This is a genomic window from Moorena sp. SIO3B2 (assembly GCF_010692525.1).
Classification (GTDB): Bacteria; Cyanobacteriota; Cyanobacteriia; order Cyanobacteriales; family Coleofasciculaceae; genus Moorena; species Moorena producens.
Map to the genome: position 1 here is coordinate 1 of NZ_JAAHHE010000718.1, position 2099 is coordinate 2099.

Annotated in this window: 2 protein-coding genes and 1 pseudogene; all 3 read right to left on the reverse strand. The window is 41.8% G+C overall.

Features of this window, described 5'->3' with window-relative positions:
- Nucleotides 1-8 precede the first annotated feature (8 nt).
- A pseudogene (locus F6K38_RS40215) lies at nucleotides 9-122 on the reverse strand (element excision factor XisI family protein); the annotation flags it as partial.
- 4 nt (nucleotides 123-126) lie between these two features.
- Complete coding sequence (locus F6K38_RS40220) at nucleotides 127-1053, reverse strand: glycoside hydrolase family protein (RefSeq protein ID WP_071106651.1); 927 nt, start codon at nucleotides 1051-1053, stop codon at nucleotides 127-129.
- Between the two features lie 117 nt (nucleotides 1054-1170).
- Nucleotides 1171-2099 (reverse strand): sulfotransferase-like domain-containing protein (locus F6K38_RS40225; protein ID WP_287360454.1); only part of this gene is annotated, 929 nt, incomplete at its 5' end.

The following is a 2099-nucleotide window of genomic DNA, read 5'->3' on the forward strand; positions in this document are numbered from 1 at the left end:
GACTCACTTTATGCAACTGCAAACCCTGTGTGCTTCCTCACTCCGGGTGATTTGAAACCTAACACAATACGCTCTTTGGGAATTCCTGCTTCTAGGAGTTCCCCAGCGATGCCATCCTCTGTCCCATTAATAGCAAAATTTTAGTTCAGCGATCGCGATCCCTTGTTCCCCTGCTACTGAATAGAGTAAGTACAGCTTTTCTCCCTCGGTGTAGATAGCTGGGTCGTGCAGTTCTCGCACCGGTTCTTCTGCAACACCAACTTCCGAAGATACAATAGTCAAAGCAACTCCTTCATAATCCATTTCTGGTTCAATAACTGTAACCGGTTCTGAAAGAATCCATTTTTCCCAATCCTTGGTTAAATCCACGTAGCTCATTAAAATACGTTCGGGAGCATCGCCATATCTGGAATAAAATAGGAGCAACCTGTCACCTTTTACCAATACAGCACCGTGTCGTAGGTTAAGTATAAAATCTTGTCCTGGCTCAAACCCTGTCAAACCATCTTTCGACCGGAGTACAATTCCAGCTATGGGACGGTTGTTCATCACTGTACCATACCAGTTATTGGCAATAGCATAGTGGAATTCATTGTGCTGGAAAACTCGAAAATAGTATGGTCCAAGTATCTCTGGCAAAGCAGTAAAATGTAGACCATCTTCAGATTTTGCCAGCATTGTCACCTGATCGTACTTATCTCTCCCTTGATAGTCGCCATGAAAGTACATCCGTATTTTTTTGGTTTCATTGTCAACATGGACATCTGGAGAAGCAACATGATCCAAGCAAGTTGTTTGGTCCAAGTGTAGGGTTCCCTGCTCATAGATCTTCCACTCTCCTTCTAGAGAGTCGGCATAGGCAAGACGAATATATTTACCCAAGTGATGAGCAAAATAAAGATAATAGCGTCCTAGGGGATTTTCAATCCAGTCAGGAACGCGAATCAGGGATGGACCATTAATATTAGCACCACGATCGCCTTCTAATCCTGGCATTCCCTGCTTAATAATTGGATTTATTGGGAAACGTACAGCTTTAATTGGAAATTTCATCTATCTTCGCAGGGGTTTTCAATGAGCATTGCCAGTTATCCCGCAACCACATACAGCGGTTTGCAATTCAATTAGGTATAATTGCTATAGTTGCTATAATGTCCATTAATTTCAACATCAACTTTCAGTAATACGAATTCGATGTTCCCAAAGCTTTTCGTAATAAGGCAAACAAAATTCATAAGCATTTTGTAAGTGTTCATTATCTTCCACTGCCACATAATTATATTTCTTTTGCTCCTTGAAACCACTACTAGACATTGCGTTAGCGATCCAAGTTCCCCCGTCCCAATTAGTAAGTTCGGGACGGGATTTCGGTTCCCATTTTAGGGCTTCTCTAATGAACGGTATACCAACAGCATCGCAGTAAGCTTTAACTGTTGCTTCGGGCTTTTTCACCAAATCGTCAGAGTCAATTACTACTGGAATTTTTCCACTGAATTTTTTAGCCATTTCAAAGAGTTTGTAGAGCTCAGCATAACCGGTTTCCTCTAAAGTCAAATCAGGCCACTTGTCGTAAAGTGATGGGAGCATTTTAGCGGGATGGCGCACTATAAAAGTATTTTCAAAGATAGACAAAAATTCTCGATCGGCTACGTGGAACATATAATAAGCCATATCCTTGATAAAAACCGCCTGGGAATCTGCCTGTTGTTTTAGCCTTTGCCAGGTTGTTTGGTAATTATATTCAGGATTGAGTTCTAGATCTGGATAACGATTGGTGTTGCGACGCTCTGGAGAATTGTAGTAAGATAAGCCAAAAGGTTCGTGAACAATAAGAAAATCTCCTCTTTGGAGCATCATTGTTTCAAAGGCGGTGGAGGTTGAGCGAAGGGTTGCCCATAAAGCTAATATTTTTTTCATGGTTGTTCTATTTTTCGGTAATTTTATAAAACACAAGGGAACAGGGAACAGGGAACAGGGAACAGGGAACAGGGAGTAGGGAGCAGGGAGCAGGGAGCAGGGAAGAGAGAAGAGGGAAGAGGGAAGAGAGATCGGAAGAGCGTCAGTTAGGGAAAGATCTATTAATTGATGTTCTGTTTTAA

Bases quoted from the DNA above. Each gene is read 5' to 3' on its own strand.
- F6K38_RS40220 (WP_071106651.1), bottom strand. From the start codon at position 1,053: ATGAAATTTCCAATTAAAGCTGTACGTTTCCCAATAAATCCAATTATT.